The organism is Maritimibacter sp. UBA3975 (assembly GCF_002384975.1).
Lineage (GTDB): Bacteria > Pseudomonadota > Alphaproteobacteria > Rhodobacterales > Rhodobacteraceae > Maritimibacter.
The window spans coordinates 851843-870933 of record NZ_DGCP01000009.1 but is presented as its reverse complement, the minus strand read 5'-3'; the positions used below and the strand labels follow the sequence as shown (position 1 = coordinate 870933).

Annotated in this window: 18 protein-coding genes; 14 read left to right on the top strand and 4 right to left on the bottom strand. The window is 64.9% G+C overall.

Features of this window, described 5'->3' with window-relative positions; genetic code table 11:
- Positions 1 to 35 precede the first annotated feature (35 nt).
- The 4 genes from B2585_RS09380 to B2585_RS09365 are packed head-to-tail and all read right to left on the bottom strand — an operon-like array spanning position 36 to position 4547.
- The gene (locus tag B2585_RS09380) at positions 36 to 833 is read right to left on the bottom strand and encodes an SDR family NAD(P)-dependent oxidoreductase (protein ID WP_292022314.1); all 798 of its coding nucleotides are present in this window, start codon (positions 831 to 833) and stop codon (positions 36 to 38) included.
- A gap of 21 nt (positions 834 to 854) precedes the next feature.
- Positions 855 to 1835: a Gfo/Idh/MocA family protein gene (locus tag B2585_RS09375; protein ID WP_292022312.1), complete on the bottom strand. Its 981-nt coding sequence runs from the start codon at positions 1833 to 1835 to the stop codon at positions 855 to 857.
- Positions 1832 to 2941 carry a mechanosensitive ion channel family protein gene (locus tag B2585_RS09370; protein WP_292022311.1) on the bottom strand — a complete coding sequence of 370 codons (1110 nt, stop codon included), beginning with the start codon at positions 2939 to 2941 and terminating at the stop codon, positions 1832 to 1834. Before B2585_RS09370 ends, B2585_RS09375 begins: the two co-directional genes overlap by 4 nt.
- A 4-nt stretch (positions 2942 to 2945) precedes the next feature.
- Positions 2946 to 4547: a sodium:solute symporter gene (locus tag B2585_RS09365; protein WP_292022309.1), complete on the bottom strand. Its 1602-nt coding sequence runs from the start codon at positions 4545 to 4547 to the stop codon at positions 2946 to 2948.
- A 425-nt stretch (positions 4548 to 4972) separates the two neighbouring features.
- On the opposite strand from B2585_RS09365, the gene B2585_RS09360 reads away from it, so the two are divergent.
- The 14 genes from B2585_RS09360 (at position 4973) to B2585_RS09295 (ending at position 19030) form a co-directional block, all read left to right on the top strand.
- Complete coding sequence (locus B2585_RS09360; protein WP_292022307.1) at positions 4973 to 6556, top strand: PRC-barrel domain-containing protein; 1584 nt, start codon at positions 4973 to 4975, stop codon at positions 6554 to 6556.
- Between the two features lie 199 nt (positions 6557 to 6755).
- Entirely contained in the window at positions 6756 to 8141 is a 1386-nt protein-coding gene (locus B2585_RS09355; RefSeq protein WP_292022304.1) for a potassium transporter TrkG, read from the top strand.
- 10 nt (positions 8142 to 8151) lie between these two features.
- Positions 8152 to 8835, top strand: a complete 684-nt coding sequence (locus tag B2585_RS09350) for a potassium channel family protein (protein ID WP_292022302.1) — start codon at positions 8152 to 8154, stop codon at positions 8833 to 8835.
- Positions 8836 to 8904: 69 nt separating this feature from the next.
- Entirely contained in the window at positions 8905 to 9639 is a 735-nt protein-coding gene (locus B2585_RS09345) for a gluconate 2-dehydrogenase subunit 3 family protein (protein ID WP_292022300.1), read from the top strand.
- A 3-nt stretch (positions 9640 to 9642) separates the two neighbouring features.
- On the top strand, positions 9643 to 11421 hold the full coding sequence (locus B2585_RS09340; RefSeq protein ID WP_292022298.1) for a GMC family oxidoreductase: 1779 nt from the start codon (positions 9643 to 9645) through the stop codon (positions 11419 to 11421).
- Between the two features lie 12 nt (positions 11422 to 11433).
- On the top strand, positions 11434 to 12246 hold the full coding sequence (locus B2585_RS09335; RefSeq protein WP_292022296.1) for a c-type cytochrome: 813 nt from the start codon (positions 11434 to 11436) through the stop codon (positions 12244 to 12246).
- 6 nt (positions 12247 to 12252) lie between these two features.
- Positions 12253 to 12768, top strand: a complete 516-nt coding sequence (locus B2585_RS09330; RefSeq protein ID WP_292022294.1) for a c-type cytochrome — start codon at positions 12253 to 12255, stop codon at positions 12766 to 12768.
- Between the two features lies 1 nt (position 12769).
- Positions 12770 to 13696, top strand: coding sequence for a cytochrome c oxidase subunit II (gene coxB, locus B2585_RS09325; RefSeq protein WP_292022292.1), 927 nt, complete (start codon positions 12770 to 12772; stop codon positions 13694 to 13696).
- Positions 13693 to 16209, top strand: a complete 2517-nt coding sequence (gene ctaD / locus B2585_RS09320) for a cytochrome c oxidase subunit I (RefSeq protein WP_292022289.1) — start codon at positions 13693 to 13695, stop codon at positions 16207 to 16209. Before coxB ends, ctaD begins: the two co-directional genes overlap by 4 nt.
- A complete protein-coding gene (locus B2585_RS09315; protein ID WP_292022287.1) occupies positions 16206 to 16520 on the top strand; it encodes a hypothetical protein in 315 nt (104 codons plus the stop codon). Before ctaD ends, B2585_RS09315 begins: the two co-directional genes overlap by 4 nt.
- 1 nt (position 16521) lies before the next feature.
- Positions 16522 to 17253: a cytochrome c oxidase assembly protein gene (locus B2585_RS09310; RefSeq protein WP_292022286.1), complete on the top strand. Its 732-nt coding sequence runs from the start codon at positions 16522 to 16524 to the stop codon at positions 17251 to 17253.
- 87 nt (positions 17254 to 17340) lie between these two features.
- Entirely contained in the window at positions 17341 to 18030 is a 690-nt protein-coding gene (locus B2585_RS09305) for a sensor histidine kinase (RefSeq protein WP_339717931.1), read from the top strand.
- A gap of 5 nt (positions 18031 to 18035) precedes the next feature.
- Positions 18036 to 18797: a Crp/Fnr family transcriptional regulator gene (locus B2585_RS09300; protein ID WP_292022282.1), complete on the top strand. Its 762-nt coding sequence runs from the start codon at positions 18036 to 18038 to the stop codon at positions 18795 to 18797.
- Positions 18794 to 19030: a DUF6894 family protein gene (locus B2585_RS09295; RefSeq protein WP_292022281.1), complete on the top strand. Its 237-nt coding sequence runs from the start codon at positions 18794 to 18796 to the stop codon at positions 19028 to 19030. The genes B2585_RS09300 and B2585_RS09295 overlap by 4 nt, the downstream gene beginning before the upstream one ends.
- Positions 19031 to 19091: the final 61 nt, after the last annotated feature.

Genomic DNA, 19091 nt, shown 5'->3' with positions numbered 1-19091 from the left:
GGCGGGCAGGGCGTGACCTTGCCCGCCTTCATCCGTCAGGTCGCGATTGCCGCGACGGACCCGCCGTCGACGCGGTAATTCGCCCCCACGATGAAGCTTGCCTGCCTGGAACACAGAAACGCGATGGCCGCGGCCACCTCTTCGGCCCGCCCGCGCCGGTCGAGCGCGATGAAGGGCCGCTCGGTCGCCAGGAAATCGCGCACGGCTTCGTCCCGGCTGGTCCCGTCGGCCTCGGCCTTCTGATCCATCATCTCATCGGTCATTGGCGTTTCGATGAAGGCGGGCGAGACGCAGTTCACCAGCACGCCCTTTTTCGCGGCCTCGCCGCTCAGACCCTTCACGAAATTCAACAGCCCCGCCTTGGCGACGTTGTAGACGACTTCGTCGGAATAGGGCTGGACCGCGTTTTCCGAGCACAGGACCACGGCCCGGCCCCAGCCGCGCTTTTCCATCGCCGGGACGAAGACGCGCAGGGTGCGCACGACCGACATGAAATCCGTCTGCCAGGCCTCGTGCCAGTCGGCATCGCTCATGTCGAGCGGGTGGCCCTTGGCCCCGGTCACGCCGGCGGCACAGACCACGATGTCGGGCATGGTGAAGCGTTCCTCGGTGGTGGCGGCCAGCCCCTTGACCTGTTCAGGGTCACGCAGGTCGGCCTGAAGCGCCTTGGCGCCGTCGCCCAGTTCGTCGGCGGCGCGGCTCACCTCGTCGCCCTTGAGGTCCACCAGGATCACCCGCGCCCCTTCGTCGAGCAGCATTCGGGCGGTGGCCTTGCCGATGCCGGACGCGCCCCCGGTGATGAGGGCGGTCTTGTCTTTCAGTCCGTAATCCATGTGCAGGGTCCTTTCGGTGTGTCAGTCAGGGTCGCGCGCCGGCAGGCGCAGGTTCATGGCGTCGAGGAGGTCGTTGACCGACGCCGCCTCGTCGGGCGGCACGAGGGCGGGGGCTGCCCTGCCGTCGAGCGCATCGAGGAAGGGGAGGATGCCGGTCCCGGAGTCGAGCGGATCGAGCCTGTGGTGTTCGGCCGGGCCGTCCGCGTCGCGCGGGGTCAGCGTGAGGTGTTCGTCACGCAGGGAGATCGCGCCGTCGTCGCCCACGATGTCGAGTTCCAGCCGCATCCGGGTGTCGGTCCAGCCTGCCTCCACCACCCCCGTCGCGCCGGATGAGAAGGTGACGACCGCCACGCCGTGATCGTCCACGGGCCAGCCAAGCGCATTGCCGGTGATCGCGTGGCCGTCCGCGATGGGGCCGAGCATCCATTGGAGCGCGTCGATGACATGGACCGCCTCGTCGACGAACCCGTCGTAGCAGGCGAGCGCGGGGTCGGTCATCCAGCAGTTGAGGTCGAGCCAGCCCGCGTAGCCCCCGTTGTGGCAGAACATCATGCGCGCGGCGGATACGCGGCCGACCCGACCCTCGGTGATCCAGTCGCGTGCTGTTTGCAGCGCCGGGACGGTGCGAAAGAAATACCCCGTCTGAAGCAGGACGCCCGCGTCGGCCGCCCGGTCTGCGATGGCACGCGCGGCGGTGGCACGTCCCGTGAGGGGCTTCTCGGAAAACACCGGAAGGCCCGCCTCGAGGGCTGCGGGAATGTCCGTGTCGTGATGTGCGGTCTCGCTGCACACGACAACGCCCGCCACGTCCAGCCCGGACAGCCCGTCCAGCGTGTCGAGAGGCTTGGCCCCAAGCTCGGCGCAGAGCCTGTCGCGCCGCGCCGTGTCGCGGTCGTGGACATGGCCGATACGCCACCCGCGCGCGTCGATCATGCGCAGGTGGTCGGGCAGGTGGACATGCGCGCCGCCCAGCAGCGCGAGGGTTCGGGAGGATTGCGTCATCTCTGACCTTCGCTGGCTGTGTCGGGGGCGACCATCGCCAGTTCGCCGCGCAGGCGGGGCAGGGCCTCGGGGTAGGTTTCCTGCAACCAGGCGACGATCTTTTCACGGATCTCGCAGCGCAGATCCCAGGCCTGCGGCGAGGTGCGCGCGCTCATCAGCCCGCGCAGGGCGATGGTGTCCTTGTCGGTGTCGGTGACCTGAAGGTTCACGACCTTGCCGTCCCAATGCGGCGAGTCGCGGATGATTTCTTCGAGTTTCGCGCGCACCTCGGACACCGGCACGGTGTAGTCGAGATACCAGAAGACCGAACCGATGATCGACGCGCTTTCACGGGTCCAGTTCTGGAACGGCTGTTCGATGAAGTAACTCAGCGGCACGACCATGCGCCGCCAGTCCCAGATGCGCACCACGACATAGGTGGCGTAGATATCCTCGATCCAGCCCCATTCGCCGTCGACGATCACCACGTCCTCAAGCCGGATCGGTTGCGTGATGGCGATCTGGATGCCGGCGATGAGGTTGGCCAGCACCGGCCGTGCGGCGAGGCCGAGGATCAGGCCGGCGGCGCCTGCCGAGGCGAAAAGGCTCACCCCGTATTCCTGCACGGCGTCGAAGGTCAGTAGGACCGCGGAGGCCGTCACGATGACCAGCAGGATGATCGCCGTGCGCCGCAACACGCGGACCTGTGTGACGAACTTGCGCGCGGCGAGGTTGTCTTCGGTGTCGAGCCGGTGCTTGCGCACGGCGCGGTCGCTGAAATGGCGGGTCAGCAGGATCGCGGTCCAGCCGATCAGCACGATCAGCAGGATCAGGAACAGATGGCCGAGCCAGCCTTGCAGCCGGTAGGGAAGGTCGAGCCGCGGCACGGTGATGGCAAGGGCGGCGAGGACAAAGGCGAGCCGGGTCGGCCTGCGCGCGCGGCGCACCATCGAGCCCAGTATGCCGCTGTCGGTGTTCGAGAAATGCCGCATCGCGAAGAACAGGAGGAAATGCAGCACAAGCGCGCTGACCAACGCCGCGACAAGAATGGCAGCCGGCCCGATCCAGTCGGGCCAGCTTGCGACCGTGTTGGCCACATTTTCGAACAGTCGCTCGAGGTCGTCCATAAGATCAGGCGAACCAGATCACGAAGCCGATGGTGCCGATGATCAGGAAACCTGCCCAGAGGGTCCGGTCTTTCCAAAGCGGTTTCTCCCACTGGGTAAAGACCTTCTTGGATTCCGAGACGGACCAGACGAGGTTCTTGGTGTCCTCGCTCACATCCTGCCGGGTCATGGCCGACAGGCCGAAGTGAACGATGATCCCGATCAACATCATGATGGACGACATGACGGTGTAGTGGATCTCGGGCAGGCCCCAGCTTTCCCAGATGCCCGTCACCTCCTTGAGGATAAAGAGCGGGATGCCGATCACGAGGCCCACGACGATCGCCCAGAACGCGCCGGTGCCGTTCAGCCAGGGCACGAAAAGGCCAAGGATGTAGACGACGACGATGGTCGGGATGATGTAGGACAGCGACGACTGGAAGTATTCGAACAGGCTTTCGAAGCTGGCGATCGAGGGGGCGTAGACCGCACCGAACACCATGACGAGGCCCGTGACGACGCGGCCGAACCAGACCTGCCGCTCTTCCTTCACTTTCCACACCGGCTCGAGGAAGTCCTTGACCACGAGGGTCGCCGCCGAGTTCAGCGCGGAGTCGAGCGAGGACATGATCGCGGCGATGAGTGCGGCCATGATCAGGCCCCGCACGCCGATGGGCATCAGCTCGAACGCCAGTGTCGGAAAGGCGAGGTCGGGGGTTTCGAGGTCAGGATAGAGCTTGAGCGCGATGATGCCCGGCAGGATCATGAGGAACAGGTTCGGCAGCTTCAGGAAACCCGCGAACAGTGCGCCGACCTGACCTTCCTTGAGGTCCTTGGCGCCCAGCGTGCGCTGCACGACGAACTGGTTGATGGTCCAGTAGTAGAACCCCAGAAGCACGACGCCCCATAGCCCGGTCCAGGGCAGGAAATCGTTGTCGGCTGGCAGGATGAGGTGTTGTTTCTCCTCCGGCACGTCGATGAACAGCTCTTTCCAGCCGCCGATCTCGTTCAGGCCGAGCCAGAAGAGCGCGGCAGCGGCGATGATGAGCAGGATCGCCTGCACAGTGTCGGTCACGACCACGGCGGAGAGACCCCCGAGGATCGTATAGATACCCGCGACGAGTGCGAGCACGGCCACCGCCGTCCAGAGGTTGAGATACCCGGTCACGCTCGAGATCACGAGCCCGCCCGCATAGAGTGCGCCAGCGGTGTCGATGAACATGATCGCGAGGATGGTGAACAAAGAAAACGCCCGGCGGGACCGGACGTCGTAGCGTTCTTCGAGGAACATGGGGACGGTCGTGATATTGGCCCGCAGAAAGGACGGCAGGATGAAGATCGCGAACAGGATCAGGACAAGCGACGCCGTCCATTCGTAGTTGAAGATCGCGACCCCGTTGCCATAGGCGCCGCCCATGAGGCCCACGAAACTCGACCCGGACATGTTGGACGCGAAAAGCGAGAAGCCGATGAGATACCAGGGCAGAGAACGGCCGGCGAGGAAGTAGCTCTCGGAGCCGCCTTCGAGCTTTTTCGAAACGTAGATGCCGTGCGCGATGATCCCGATGAAATAGACCGCCACGATGGCGTAGTCGATCCAGCTCAGTTCAAATTGTGCGTTTCCCAAGACACTCACTCCTCTTCCAATTCCGCATCCTTGCGAGGTCGGGCGTCGGTGACGTCAGGCTGGCGCGACCACCAATTTGATCCTCGCGAAGTCTTGAGCCGGAACGCCAATTCGTGAGGAGAGGTTTCGGGCTGGATGAAAAAAAAACGATCGCAACTGATGGCTCGAAAACTGGTTCGCGTACACGCGCGCGCGCGCATCACTGTCTGCCACGCATGGGGCGCGGGAGAGGGCGTTTCGCCAGGTGGACGCAGGAGCCGCCCCCGGCCGGAGCCCGCGCAAACGCGACGTCCCGGCGCGGGGTTCCGCAGGAATTTTTCCGAAAAACGTTTGGAACGACTCACCGGGGGGAGGGTGTTTTTGGGCTGAAGGTCACGGGCCGGACGACGCCCTGACCGATGCAGAAAAGATCGAAAGGAGTCATCATGAGACGCATTCTCACGACGACCGCAATCGCCGCCCTGACTGCGATGCCGCTTTACGCGGAGCAGCACACGGGCAACTCCAACGAAGCCCAGATGCAGGTCACGGTCGGTGATCAGGAATTCCGCGCCAGCAACATGATGGGCGCGACGGTTTACATGCCGGCGGAAGGCGAAAGCCAGAACGTCGAAGGCATGGAAGTTTCCGAAGTGCCTGACAGCTGGACCGAAATCGGTTCGGTCGAAGACGTGTTCGTCGGCAACAACGGCGACATCGCGACCGTGGTCTTCGCCCCGAACGGCGAAACCGCCAGCGACAAGGACCGCGTCGGCCTCGAGACCGCGTCGGTCGAGTTCAAGAAAGCCGCTGACGGGAACGAAATCTACGTCGTCTACACCGGCGACAAGGTGACGCTCGAAGAGAGCGAAGAATTCGATCAGGCCTCGGCCGAAGCCAGCGGTCAGACGTCCGCCGCCGACATGCAGCAAGAGCAGCAGCAGGCGAACGCGGACAACGACCAGATGAACGCTGACCAGCAGAACGAACAGCAGGCGAATGCCGGTAACGAGGACATGCAGTCCGAAGACCAGCGCATGCAGCAAGCTGCCAGCGCCGAGACCGAGAAAGATGGCCTGACCATCCGCGCGATGGATCTGAGCGGCCATGCCGTCTACATCCCGGCGGAAGGCACGGACACCGCGAACATGAGCGGCGAAATGTCCGAAGTCTCCAATGACTGGGAGCGCGTGGGCGACGTCGGCAACGTGGTTCTCAGCCGCGAAGGCGAGATCAAGTCCGTCACGCTGGATGCCGGTGGCTTCCTCGGCATGGGCGAAAAGGAAATCGAAACCTCGATGGACGATCTGCGGTTCGTGCGCGACAGCGACGCTGACGCCGACAACGAATACTTCATCGTCTTCACGGGCGACCGTTCGAAGCTCGAAGACGAGGAAGAGTTCAACCGCACGCAAGCCGAAGCCGAAGGCGATCAGGTCATGACACCTGACTATGCCGAGCAGGCGCGTGCCGCCGAGCAGACGGGTAACGATATGCCCGAAGGCGAGCAGACCTCGCAGAACACGACCTCGGCAAGCGGTTCGCAAGAGCAGGACATGGCCGAAAACGACAACGCCATGAGCGAAGACGCGCAGAACGAAGAAACTGCACAGAACGACATGAGCGAAGACGCGCAGAACGAAGAAACTGCGCAGAACGACATGTCCGAAGACCGCTCGGAAGATGAACAGATGGCCGATGCGGGGTCGCAGAACGCCGGTAATGGCGAGTCCATGACCGACGACCAGATGGCGCAGCTGACCGCCAGCGAGCTGGAAGGCCAGACCGTCTACGGCACCAATGGCGAAAGCATCGGTGACGTCTCGACCCTCGTTCTCGCCGACAGCGGTGAGATCGACCAGGTGATCGTCGACGTCGGCGGCTTCCTCGGCATCGGTGAGAAGCCGGTCGCACTTCCCTTCGATGAGCTGGACATCCAGCAGAACGGTGAAGGGATGAACGCGATCGAGGTTTCGACCGACCACACCCAGGAAGACCTCGAAAGCATGGAAACCTGGGACGACGTATAATCCCGCTTTCTCTTGTCGGAAAACTGGGGGCCACCTTCGGGTGGCCCCTTTTTTCATGGGCAGGGACCGGTATTCATGGCGGAACCCCTTGGCCCGGCGACACGTTGGCCGTGCATGATCTGCCCGAAACCGACGTAACGCCATGAGTTCGGCTCAAGGCCAATCCAGTGTCGTGTGGAAAGCCCGGCCTGACCGCATCTTGCGCGCGATTGCCTCCTACGGGCTCGTGCTCGCGGCGATCACGGGGGTTCCGGCGGTAGCCGCGCTCGCAGGCCAACGGTGGGAATTGCTGACCGTTCTGGCCCTGCCGACGGTCGCCTTCGCCGCTGTCGGGCTGGTCGCGCCGCGCTTCTGGGCGCCGGATGATCTTCGCGGAATCGAGGCTGTCGTGACGCTGGTGGGGCTCTTCGCCGTTGCCGCGGCGATGCCCGTTCCGGCGTTCATGGTTCTGGGTCTGCCCGGATGGGACGCAGTTTTCGAATCCGTCTCGGCAATCACCTCCACCGGGCTGACCGTCGCCACCGGGACGATGGACTGGCCGTTCGCCGGGCACCTCTTGCGCGGCTGGCTGCAATGGTCGGGTGGCTTCGCCATCGCCGTGGCCGGTGTCGCCCTGATCGTCGGTCCGGGGGCCACGGCGCAGGCGATGGGCAAAGTCGGGATCGAAAAGCGCGACCTGCTCAGCTCCACGCGCGAACAGGCCCGGCAATTGATGATCGTCTACGGAGCGCTGTCGATCCTTGCCATCGCCGTGCTGCTGCCGCTCCTGCCGACGTCGTGGGAGGCGGTGGTCGTCGGGCTGACCGCGGTGTCGACGGGCGGGTTCACCCCGCGACCCGACAGCCTCGCCAGTTACGGACGATTGGCGCAGGTCGTGACGATGCTGATCTGCCTGTCCACGACCGTCACGCTGATGTTCTATGTCCTGTGGCGCCGGAAGGGCCTGAGAACGGCGCTGGGCGAGACCAATGCGCGCGGCGTAATGGTCGGGTTCATCACCGGCCTCGTCGTGCTTACAGCCTTGTTCTTCGTCAGTGCGGAGATGCCGCTGTCCGCCCTGACGGATGTGCTGCTGAACTTCACGAGCGCTTTGACGACGGCGGGCTTTTCGGTCGCCGTGGTGACGGACGTGCCCGGCGTGGTCGCGTTCCTGCTGACCGCGATGATCATCGGGGGCGGCGTAGGGTCCACTGCCGGGGGGATCAAGATCGACCGGGCGATCAGCGTGGCGCGGATGATCGGGCTGACGCTGATGCGCATGCGGACCCCGCCGCGCGCGGTGACGCATCTGAAAGAGGAGGGGCAGCCGGTCAAATCGGAGCGGATCATCTCGCTCGTCGCCGTGGTCGCCTGTTACGGCATCACCGCCCTGGTCGCCTGGATCGTCTTTCTGATGTCGGGCGAAGCGCCACTGGGATCTCTGTTCGACATCGTCTCGGCCCTGTCCACGGTGGGGCTGTCGTCGGGCGTGACCGGACCCGACCTTGCACCGCACCTGAAAGCCGTGCTGGCGGCCGCGATGTTTCTGGGCCGGCTGGAGTTCCTCGCCGTGATCGCCGCGCTGTCGCCGGCCACCTGGAGATAAGGAGAATGTCATGAGAATCGTCATTGTCGGCGCGTCCCGTTTCGGGGTGGCCACCGCAGAGCAGTTGATCGAGACCGGACACACGGTCGTTCTGGTGGACACCGATCGCGAGAAGCTGGATCAGGTGGCCGAGGATCTGGATTGCGGGATGCTGCACGGCGACGGCTCGCTGCCCACGGTGCAACGCGAGGCGTTCGGGGATCATGCGGATGCGTTGATCCTGCTCACCAATACCGACGACGTGAACATCATGGCGGCCGTGGTGGGCCGCTCTGTGGGGTTCGAGCGGGTGGTGCCGCAGATCGTGCGCTCGGAACTCGTCGCGGTCTGCGAAGAACTGGGCCTCGACGACCTCGTGACACCGCACCAGACCCTCGCGCGCTCACTCCTCAGGATGCTCGAAGACCACTCCGACGCGGCGCTGGAACTGCGCTTCCGCAATGGCCTGACCGTGCGCGGCTACTCGATCGGCGACCGGCTGGCGGGCTGCGCGATCGGGGACCTCGATCTGCCGGACCGTTGCCGGGTGATGGGGGTCGCCGCGGATGACGACGAGCGGCTCGGTCATACCGACACCGTTCTCGAGAAAGGAAACCGGCTGATCGTCGTCGTCGAAGACGAGATTATCGACGATGTCGACGCGATCTTCGAAGCCGAAGGGTCCAGTGATGAACCTGAAGACCGCAAGAATTGAAATTGTCGGGGAACTTTCGGGCGGGGGGTGCCTGTTAAATTATCACTAGCTCTCAAAACGGGGGACACCATGCCGAATTTTTCGCGCAGAGCCGTGCTCATGCAATTGGGTGCATCCGGGCTGGCGGCCCTGACACCCGGTGCGTCGCTTGCCCAGAACCGCTACGCCGATCTCGACACACAGCCCTGGAGCTTCCTTGACGGGAACGAGGCGCGCTTCCTCGCCTCCATGGCGGATGTGCTGATCCCGGAGGATGACTTCCCCAGTGCATCGCAGGCAGGCGTCGTCGATTTCATAGATCTTCAATTGGCCGGACCCTACGGAAAGGGTGCCGGTCTTTTTCTTGAAGGGCCCTTCCGTGATGGCGCGCCCGAACAGGGGTGGCAGGTCGATCACACGCCCGCCACGCTGATCCGGACCGGCATCGCGCGGCTCGAAAGCGGCGACACGCGGCTCGTCGATCTCGACGCGAGCGAGCGCGAGGATTTCGTGACGCGTCTGTCCGAAGGCGAGGATTTCGATCTGGGGGACGTGCCCGCCACGACCCTGTTCGACGAGATCTGGTCGCTGGTGAAAGAAGGGTATTTCTCCGATCCGATCTACGGCGGGAACAAGGACTACGCCGGTTGGCGGATGGTCGGGTTCCCCGGCGCGCATGCCTACTACGCGGACCTCGTGGACAAGAACGCGCCCTTTCCCGCACCGCCGCGCGGCATTGCGCATGTGCCGGGCAGCAGCCGGTCAGCCAGCACGAGCCGCGCGCTGACGGGCTCCGACGCAGACACCCAGCAAGAGGAGGGCTGAGCCTTGGCCACGGAACTTCCCAAAACCGATGTCGTGATCGTGGGGGCGGGCTGGACCGGCCTCGCCGCCGCCAAGGAACTGGCCGATGCGGGCCAGCGCTGCGTGGTGATCGAGCGCGGCGACTGGCGCCATGACGCGACCAACTTCGGCGCGCCCGAAGAGCATGACGAGCTGAAATATGCCCGGCGCAAGGAACACATGATCGACACGCCGACCAAGACGCTGTCGTTCCGCAACAATTCCGATCAGACCGCGCTGCCCATGCGTCGGCTGGGGTCGTTCCTGCCCGGCAAAGGGCTGGGCGGGGCCGGTATCCACTGGAACGGCCAGCTCTGGCGCCCGCTGCCCTCGGACCTTCAGATGCGCAGCCACTACGCCGAACGCTATGGCGAGAGCATCCTCGACGGCATGAACGTCCAGGACTGGGGCGTGACCTATGACGAACTGGAACCCCACCTCGATTTCTTCGACCGGGTCTGCGGCACGGCGGGCGTTGCCGGCAATCTGAACGGCGAGACACAGGAGGGCGGCAACCCGTTCGAGGGGCCGCGATCTGCGGACTATCCCAACCCGCCGATGAAGGCCTCGCCGCCCTTGCAGATGTTCCGCGATACCGCCGCGCAGATGGGCTACAACCCTTTTCACATGCCGTCGGCCAACGTGACCAAGGCCTATGAAAACGCCTATGGCGCGCAGCTTCACCCCTGCACCTATTGCGGGTTCTGCGAGCGTTTCGGCTGCGGCTACTTCGCCAAGGCGGACCCGATCATCTGCATTTACGACGTGGTCAAGGACCACGAGAATTTCGAGCTTCGGATGAACTCGCAGGTTCTGCGGGTCGAGAAATCGGCCGACGGCAAGACCGCGACCGGCGTGACGTATATCGACGAGAATGGGCAGGAAGTGTTTCAGCCTGCCGATACCGTCTGCCTGAATGCCTATGCCCTGTGGAACGTCCACCTGATGCTGGTGAGCGGGCTGGGCACGCCCTATGACCCGGAAACGGGCGAGGGGACGGTGGGGCGCAACTATGCCTACCAGACCATCGCGGCCGCCAGCGTGTTCTTCGACGAAAACGTCTGGTCCAACCCCTTCATGGGGGCCGGCGCGCTGGGCATGACCATCGACGATTTCAACGGTGACAATTTCGATCACACCGATCTGGGTTTCGTCGGCGGCGGCTATATCAGCGCGAACCAGACCAACGGGCGCCCGATCAATTACCAGCCGACCCCGCCGGACACCCCGTCTTGGGGCGCGGAATGGAAGCAGGCGGTGCGCGAAAGCTACCTGCACCATGTCGGGATCGTCTGTCACGGAAGCTCGGTCGCGGTGCCCGAGAATTATCTCGACCTCGATCCGACCTACAAGGATGCCTATGGCCAGCCGCTCCTGCGGATGACCTTCGACTTCCCCGAGAACGACCGCAAGATGAGCGCCTATGTCCTGTCCAAGGCCGAAGAGATCGCGCGCAACATGGACAACGTGCGCGCGGTCGGCACGGTGAACCGCGCGGCGGAAGGCGAGAGCTATTCCGTCGTGCCCTACCAGACGACCCACAACACCGGCGGCGCGGTGATCGGCACCGATCCCGCGACCAGCGTGGTCAACCGCTACGGTCAGATGTGGGACCACCACAACGTCTTCGTCTTCGGCGCCTGCCTGTTCCCCCAGAACCTCGGCTACAACCCGACCGGGCCATTGATGGGGCTGGCGTACTGGACGCTCGACCACATGAAGAACGACTACCTGCAAAACCCCCGCCCGCTGATGGACGCCTGAAGGAGGACCGACATGAAACTTGCAAGAACCGCCATTCTCGCCATCGCCTCGGTCAGTCTCGGGTCAGCCGCCATCGTGCAAGCGCAGGATCAGACCGAGGAGCCGGAGATGTCCGAACTCGAGCGTCGGCTCGACGTGGACAGTGTCCTGTTCAACGCCACCATCAAGGAGGAGCCGGACGACGACCTTCTGGAGCTGGGCCGCCTTGTCGCGATGGGAAGCTCGGAAAACGGGGGCTCCGGCATGGCCTGCATCACCTGTCACGGCGTGGACGGCGAGGGCGACGGCTCCGGCGCGTTTCCGCGCCTCGACGGTCAGGCGGGCTGGTACATGTACAAGCAGCTACAGGACTATGCCAGCGGCGACCGCCCGAACCGGGTGATGTCCGGGATCGCGCAACGGCTCACCGAGCGGGAGCGCGAGGCCGTGTCGGCGTATTACGCCGCGATGCCCTCGGGCGATCTGGACACCGCGCATGGCAGTATGGACGGCACGCTCCTGCAATGGGGCGGTCAGTTGGCTGCTGTCGGTTCCGCTGAGAAGGGTATCCCGGCCTGCGTGAACTGCCACGGGGCGCAGGGCACAGGGCTTCCGCCGTCGGTCCCGTATCTCGCCGGGCAATACGCCGGATACATGGAACTTCAGCTCGAGCTCTGGACGGACGGGACGCGCGACAATGATGCGATGGACGTGATGTCCACCATCGCGAAGAAGATGACCGAAGAGGATATGCGCGCCGTGTCGGAATACTACGCACGGGTGTCCAACCCCGCAACGGACGGGGCAGAGGCGCAGGCCGAGTACGATATGCCCGCAGCGGAGTGATCGGCCGTGAGCAAAGTGGACAAAGCCGGTCGCGTTCTTGGCGTGATCGTGGTGGGCACGGGCATTGCGGCTGTCTGCGTCGTGGTGAGCGTCTGGGCGCTCGCGCGGCCAGACGCCGATCCGGTCACGGCGACTGTGGAGCGCGCCGTGACCTGGGTGATGCGCCAGGCCGACGCGGTCTTGCCGGAGCGCACCGGACCGTCGCCGGACTGGAGCGAAGCTGCGCTGGTGGTGGCCGACGGCGACCCGCGTGAAGGCGCGCGTCTTGTCGCGCAATTCGGCTGTGGCGCGTGCCACACGATCCCCGGCATTCCCCGCGCAAATGGCAGCGTCGGACCCGACCTCACGGGGTTGCACGATCAGGCGTATATCGCCGGTGTGCTTCCCAACCGCCCCGGCGACCTCGTCAACTGGCTTCAATCCCCGCCGCGCCACGCGCCCGAGACGGTCATGCCCGACATGGGCGTGACCGAGGCCGAGGCGGAGCACATGGCGGCCTATCTCTACACGTTGAGGCGCTGAGATGGAGTCGACACTCGACACATTCGGCAGTCAGGACACATCGAACGTCGCGGGCTTCGCGGCGGGTGAGACGCTGTGGCTTACGGTTCTCATGTCGGCCGCGGGCGTGGCGATCTTCGTGGTCGTCATGGTCTTTATCGCTCTCGCGTGGCGCGGGCGCGGGGGCGGGCAGACATGGTGGATCGTGGGCGGCGGCGTGATCTTTCCCGTCGTCGTGATCGGCACGCTGTTCGTCACGTCGACCTTCGTGCTGCGCGCCATCGCGGGGCCGTCGACCCCGGCCCATGTCATCGAAGTGACCGGCAAGCAGTTCTGGTGGGACGTGATCTATGACCCGGAAGGGCGCGCCCTGCGGGACGCGAACGAGGTGGTGCTGCCCCTGGGCGAGCCCGTGGAGATCCGGCTGAAAAGCACCGACGTGATCCACTCCTTCTGGGTGCCGTCGATCGCCGGCAAGATGGACATGATCCCCGGCCGCGTGAACACGCTCACCGTGACCGCCACCCGAGAGGGCCGGTTCCGCGGCCAGTGCGCCGAGTTCTGCGGTCTGGCCCACCCGCTCATGGCCTTCGAGGCGGTTGTCCTGCCGCCCGAGGAATACGACGCCTTTCTCGCCGATCTCGATGGCGAGGCCCGCGATGCCGTCACGCCGCAGGAACGTCGCGGGGCCGAGGTGTTTCAGACCTCCGGCTGCGTCGCCTGCCACCGGGTACAAGGGATCAGCGACGCCCGGATCGGCCCTGACCTGACCCGCGTGGGCGGACGTGCCGCGCTGGGCGCTGGGATGTGGGAGATGAACACCGGCAACCTCGCCGGCTGGATCGCGGATGTGGGCGACATGAAACCGGGCGCCGAGATGCCCTCCTACAACCAGTTGTCCGGGCCTGACCTGCGCGCGCTGGTCGCCTGGCTGGAGAGCCTGACATGAGTGTGAGCGAAACACCGACGACCTATTCCGGCGCGCGCAAGGGCGAGGACAAGAGTTTCGAGGGCGTGTGGGACACGCCCAAGGGCATCCACGTTCTGTCGTCGGTCAGTCACCGCGTCGTCGGGCGGCGCTTCATCTATACCGGGTTCGTGTTCTTCCTGATCGCGGGCGTGCTCGCGCTCCTCGTACGCACGCAGTTGATCGTGCCGGGTAACACGTTCCTCGATCTGGAGACCTACAACCAGGTCTTCACGATGCACGGGACGCTGATGATGTTCCTGTTCGCGATCCCGATCCTCGAGGGCTTCGCGGTCTATCTCATCCCGCTCATGCTGGGCGCGCGCGACCTGATCTTTCCGCGTCTCGGGCAGTTCGGATACTACTGCTACCTCTTCGGCGGGATCATCGTGCTGTCGTCGTTCGTGTTCGACGCGGCGCCGGATGGCGGCTGGTTCATGTATGTGCCCCTGTCCACCAAGGCGCATACGCCGGGGCTTTCGGCGGATTTCTGGCTGATCGGGATCACCTTTGCCGAGATCGCCTCGGTCACGGCGGCGGTCGAGCTGATTACCGCGATCCTGACCGCGCGTGCGCCGGGGATGAGCCTGACCAAGATGCCGATCTTCGCGTGGTATATCCTCATCACCGCTTTCATGATCGCCATCGGGTTTCCGCCGCTCATCATCGGGTCGATCCTGCTGGAGGCCGAGAGGTTGCTGGGCCTGCCGTTCTTCGATCCGATGCTCGGGGGCGACCCGCTTTTGTGGCAGCATCTGTTCTGGCTGTTCGGCCACCCGGAGGTCTACATCATCTTCCTGCCAGCCGCTGGGATGGTGGCCACGATGCTCCCCACCTTCGTGGGCAAGCCGTTGTTCGGTTACGGCTTCGCGGTGGCAGCGGTGGTGTCGATGGGGTTCATCAGCTTCGGCCTCTGGGCGCACCATATGTTCGCCACGGGCCTGCCGATCCTGTCGCTGTCGCTCTTCTCGGCGGCTTCGACGATGGTGGCGGTGCCGACAGCGATACAGGTGTTCTGCTTCATCGCCACGCTTGCCTCGGGCAGGCCGAAACTGACCACGCCGATGTTGTTCATCCTCGGCTTCCTGTCGATCTTCGTCCTTGGCGGGCTGACCGGCGTGATGCTCGCCTCGGTGCCGTTCAACTGGCAGGCCCATGACAGCTACTTCGTCGTCGCCCATCTGCACTACGTCCTGATCGGCGGCATGGTCTTTCCCCTGATCGGCGCGTTTTACTACTGGGCGCCGCACTTCACCGGGCGGATGATGTCCGAGCGGCTTGGCCGCTGGGTCTTCGGGCTGATGTTCGTGGGGTTCAACACGACCTTCCTGCTCATGCACATCACGGGCCTGCGCGGTATGCCCCGGCGCGTGGCGACCTATGCCGAGGGGCTGGGCTGGGACCGGCTGAACATGCTGAGTTCGATCGGGAGCTATATCCTGGCAGCCGGGATCGCGCTGTTCGTCTTCGACTTCTTCCGCAGCCGCCGGCACGGCCCGCCCGCGCCGCGCAATCCCTGGGGGGCGGGGACGCTGGAATGGCTCTATCCCCCGGTCGCGCCCGGCTTCAACTTCCACGCCATCCCGCCGGTCGAAAGCCGGGAGCCGTTGTGGGATCAGCCCCACCTTCTTGAAACCGAAGCGCATAAGGTCGAGGGCGTCATGCACGGCATCCGCGACGGGCGGCGCGAGACGGTGGGCTGCGACCCGGTGAGCGGGAAGCCCCTGTACATCCTGCGCCTGCCGCACCCCACATGGCTTCCCATGATCGCCGCCGCCGGACTCGCCCTCCTGTTCGGGGCGACGCTGGCCTCGGCCTACTGGCTCTGCGCCGTGGGGGCCGTCATCGCGCTTGTCGCCTTCACGCTGTGGGGGTGGGAGCCGTCGGACAGCGGAGTGACGCGGGACGCGGGGATGGGGCATGAGCTGCCGGTGAACGTGGTCGACCGCCGGTCGCATATGCATGTGGCGCTGGTGGGCACGATGCTGGTACTCATGGCGCTCTTCGCCTCGCTGATCTTCGGGCTTCTCTACCTGTGGAACATCCGCCCCGAGGCCGCCGAAACGCTCACCCGGCCCGCGTTGTTGCCGGCCGCGGTTGCGGTGGTGCTCGGCCTCGCCGTCGCGCTATTCGGCCAGCTTACCCGCCGCGCGGCGGTGCGTGACCGGTTCGCCGGGGCCACGGTGTTGTCCCTGCTGACGGTGCTGACGTCGCTCCTCGCCGTGGCCGCGCTTGGCCTGTCCCTGATGCCCATTGACCCGTGGGCCAGCGCGCTGGGCGCGACGCTCTGGGCCATCGGCGGCTTTGTCGCCTTCAACCTCGCCGTCCTCACATACTGGGGGCTGTTCAACGCGGCGCGCAGATTGACCCGGCGGATCGGGCCGGGCCAGTCGATGCCCGACTTCAATCTCGCCACCTTCGCGAAGGGCTGCGGATTGATGGTCGCCGTGGCGGGCGCGTTCTTTATCGCGGGCGCGGTGGGAGGTGTCGGATGACCGCGCTGACCCGTCAGATCGTCGCGATTGCCAGACCGGGCGTGGTCTGGGCCGTGCATTTCATCGCGATCTACGCGCTGATTTCGGCGGCTTGCGCGGCGCGGGCGCTGATCGGCCACCCGACACTTCTGATCGCCGGTGCCGTGGTGACGGTGCTGGGCGTCGCGCTGTGCCTGTGGTCGGTCGCAGCGCCGCGGACCGGAGAGGACGGCGACCTCAGGCCCGCTGCGTTCTGGAGCGGCCTGATCTTCGCCCTCGCGATCCTCGCGAATGCGTCGGCGCTGTTCTTTTTTCAAAGCTGTGGAGGGTGACATGGACGACTATGTGCCATTTTGCGGAACGCCGCCGCTGCCGTCGGAGCTGTGGTCCCGATGGACACTCGACCCGGTCCTTCTCGGCGTCCTCGCCCTCGGTCTGGCGGCCATCCTGTGGACCACGCGCGGCGTGGCGCGGCGTCAGCCGCTCCTCGGCTGGGCGCTGGTTGCCGTCCTGTTCGTCTCGCCGATCTGCGCCGCCTCGATGGCGCTCTTTTCCGCCCGCGTCGCGCAGCACCTGCTCCTTACGCTGGTTGCCGCGCCCCTGCTGGCGCCGCTGTTGAAGGACAAGGCCCCGCCGCCGGCACTGGCGGCCGTGGTCTTTGCCGCCCTGTTCTGGTTCTGGCATGTGCCGGGGCCCTATGCCCTCACGCTCCAGTCCGATCTGGCCTATTGGTCCATGCATGTCAGCGTGGTCGGGGCCGCAGTCGTGTTGTGGGCTTCGTTTCGCGGCTGGGTCGCGTCCGGGCCCTTCGCCACGGCGCTCGCAGCCGCAGGCACGGGGGCGCAGATGACGCTTCTGGCGGTGCTTCTGATCGTCTCGGACAAGCTCTGGCATCCGTGGCATGAGCTTACGACGTTGCCCTATGGATTGGACGCGATGGGCGATCAGGCGCTCGCCGGGGCGTTCATGTGGGTCGGCGGCGGGCTCTTCTTCATGGCGCTCATCGCAGGGCTCGCGCTTCGCTTGTTCGGGGCCGACGGACGGGCTGCCGGGACGAAGGCGTGACGCACGCTTAGGTTCGACACCGAAAAGGCGCCAGGAAATGGCGTACGTCCCAACAATTGTTGCCGACCTGCGGCCGGACCTTGCCTCATGCTTGGGCTAGATTCGCAGGAAGGAAGGTATTTGCGCATGGAGAGACATAGCGAGTTCGAGAGTTTGCAAGTCGCCGAGATTCGTCATCGAATGACCAATGGTTTCCAGTTGTTGCAGGCCTATACGCGTCAACAGCTCAGGAGATGCGAGTCAGACGAGGCGCGCGAACAGGTGCGCCGCGTTCTGGACCAGATTCGCTCGGTCTCCAGCCTGCAAACCGCGCTGACCGAAGCGGACCTCGGCAAGTTCGGAGACTTCCTCGACCAGATCGAAACGCATTGGACGCAACTCGGGCGCGCGCAGGGGATCGAGGTCGGAATTACTGCCGACACCCCGCGCCATTTGCCTGCGAAGACGGCCGAGAACGCGGCGCGCGTGCTCATGGAAGCTGTCACCAACTGCCTCGAGCACGCGTTTCCGGATGGCGCCGGAGGGCGGATCGACGTTTCCGTGGAACTGGTCGACGGGCATCGTCTGTGCCTTCGGATCGCGGATGACGGTGTCGGGCTGACCGACGCGCCGGGCGATGGGCAGGGAACCGGCATTATCGCGGCGCTTGCGGCCGAAATGGGGGGCGAAGCGGTCTGGACGCCACGCGATGGCGGAGGCGCATTGTTATCGGTGACTTTCCCTGTTGCCCCGGAAAATGATATGATCCGCGTAAACGGAACTCATGCAAATGGATAAACGGCATGAACAACGTCTTCGCGCGCAAACTCCGAAACGCCGGACCTCTGGGGCCTGACGACATGGAACGGCTCGAACAGGTCATATCGGACCCGTTTGAACTCGGCGCTCGCGAAGACCTGATCCATCACGGCGACGACCCGGAAAACGTGCACCTCGTGTTGACCGGTATGGCTTGCCGCTACAAGATCCTGCCGGACGGGAGCCGCGCCATCGTGGCCCTGATGCTTCCGGGCGATATCTGCGACCTGCATGTCGCAATCCTCGGGCAGATGGATCACAGCATCGGAACACTGACCGACTGTCAGATCGTGCGGATTCCCAAGAATACGATCGCCGATCTGCTCGACAACTACCCCCGCATCCGCCACGCGCTGTTCTGGTCGACGCTCGTGGACGAGGCGATCCTGCGCGAATGGCTGGTCAACATGGGCCGACGACGGTCGGATCATCAGATGGCGCACCTGTTTTGCGAGGTTCACACGCGCCTTGCGGCGGTGGACCAGCTTTACGACTCTCTCATGCCGCTTACGCAGGAAGAGCTGGGGGATATCCTCGGCATTTCCTCGGTCCACGCTCAACGGGTCATCTCGGGGCTGCGCAATCAGGGGCTTATCAATGTTCAGGACAGTCGCGTTTCGGTCCAGGATTTCGACGCCCTGAGCGAGTTTGCCGAGTTCGAAGCCGACTATCTGCATCTGGGCGAGGGGCGCGCCAACGGCGTGGATGCGACAGCCGAGCACGGCGCAGGAAGGAGCCCTGCATGAGCCTGTTCTATTTCGACATCAACGATGGCCTGGAGGCGGCCTACGACGACACAGGTACAGAGCTGGCGGACCGGGCCGAAGCGCGCAAAGAGGCGCTTGCCGTTCTCGCGCCCGTGGCGCGGGAAGGGCTGCCGGACTCCATGAAATGCGCGGTCACGGTGACCGTCCGCGACGGAGCCAAACGCCCGATCTTTCATGCCTCCCTCACATTGGTCGAGGACTGGATCGAGTGACGCGCGGCCGGGCTTGAGCTGTGCGCCTGAGATCGGCCCACCGGCGCTGATACTGCGGGCC

What these genes read in the sequence shown, in the direction of transcription:
- B2585_RS09300 (WP_292022282.1), top strand. Translation starts at nt 18,036, where the DNA reads ATGAACAACGTCTTCGCGCGCAAACTCCGAAACGCCGGACCTCTGGGG.
- B2585_RS09375 (WP_292022312.1), bottom strand. Translation starts at nt 1,835, where the DNA reads ATGACGCAATCCTCCCGAACCCTCGCGCTGCTGGGCGGCGCGCATGTC.
- B2585_RS09335 (WP_292022296.1), top strand. Translation starts at nt 11,434, where the DNA reads ATGAAACTTGCAAGAACCGCCATTCTCGCCATCGCCTCGGTCAGTCTC.
- ctaD (WP_292022289.1), top strand. Translation starts at nt 13,693, where the DNA reads ATGAGTGTGAGCGAAACACCGACGACCTATTCCGGCGCGCGCAAGGGC.
- B2585_RS09305 (WP_339717931.1), top strand. Translation starts at nt 17,341, where the DNA reads ATGCTTGGGCTAGATTCGCAGGAAGGAAGGTATTTGCGCATGGAGAGA.
- B2585_RS09315 (WP_292022287.1), top strand. Translation starts at nt 16,206, where the DNA reads ATGACCGCGCTGACCCGTCAGATCGTCGCGATTGCCAGACCGGGCGTG.
- B2585_RS09350 (WP_292022302.1), top strand. Translation starts at nt 8,152, where the DNA reads ATGAGAATCGTCATTGTCGGCGCGTCCCGTTTCGGGGTGGCCACCGCA.
- B2585_RS09345 (WP_292022300.1), top strand. Translation starts at nt 8,905, where the DNA reads ATGCCGAATTTTTCGCGCAGAGCCGTGCTCATGCAATTGGGTGCATCC.
- B2585_RS09380 (WP_292022314.1), bottom strand. Translation starts at nt 833, where the DNA reads ATGGATTACGGACTGAAAGACAAGACCGCCCTCATCACCGGGGGCGCG.
- B2585_RS09295 (WP_292022281.1), top strand. Translation starts at nt 18,794, where the DNA reads ATGAGCCTGTTCTATTTCGACATCAACGATGGCCTGGAGGCGGCCTAC.
- B2585_RS09360 (WP_292022307.1), top strand. Translation starts at nt 4,973, where the DNA reads ATGAGACGCATTCTCACGACGACCGCAATCGCCGCCCTGACTGCGATG.
- B2585_RS09310 (WP_292022286.1), top strand. Translation starts at nt 16,522, where the DNA reads ATGGACGACTATGTGCCATTTTGCGGAACGCCGCCGCTGCCGTCGGAG.
- coxB (WP_292022292.1), top strand. Translation starts at nt 12,770, where the DNA reads ATGGAGTCGACACTCGACACATTCGGCAGTCAGGACACATCGAACGTC.
- B2585_RS09370 (WP_292022311.1), bottom strand. Translation starts at nt 2,941, where the DNA reads ATGGACGACCTCGAGCGACTGTTCGAAAATGTGGCCAACACGGTCGCA.